Here is a 609-nt window from a genome sequence, read left to right on the forward strand (position 1 = left end):
GTGGTACAACGATCACTTCATTAATGGCAACCGCGGACCCAAGTATTTGGACTGGTGATGTGGTGGTACCAAGCACGTCAGAGCTCAATGTGGCGTTGCTTGTTCGTGACTACCAAGATTTATCAGGGAATACCGGTAGTCAGAACACGGCTTACTCCATGCCGATCACGCCAACCTTAGCCATCACGCCAGTGGGCAATGTGGATGAAACGCATGCCGCCACGCTACAATTCGAAGGCACGTCGACACGTTTTGACGGTCAGTCCCTGCGTCTTGAAGTGAAAGCCCAAGGCAGCGCGACGGTACTAAAAAGCGGCAGCGCGACAGTACAAGCCGGTGGCACTTGGATCAGTGACGCAATGGACATGAGTCACCAAACCAATGGTACTTATACTGTGATGGTGACGGGGACGAACTCAGCGGGCATTGAAGTGAGTGAAAGCCAGAGCTTTACACTGGCGCAGTCTCTGCCAACGCTGACTAACGTGACGTTTACGCCTGAGCACCAAGCCATCGGCCAAAGCGTGACGGTAACGCTAGAGTTCGATAAAGATCTGCAGTCCGCCGCGGCGGAGTTAGGTGGTACCACGATCACTTCAGTAATGGCAA

The 609-nt window shown here is 53.4% G+C and carries 1 pseudogene; it reads left to right on the forward strand.

From position 1 onward, the window contains the following. Positions 1-609, forward strand: a pseudogene (locus tag R7E78_RS28165) (hypothetical protein); the annotation flags it as partial.

The sequence above is a fragment of the Vibrio sp. YT-19(2023) genome (assembly GCF_033337395.1).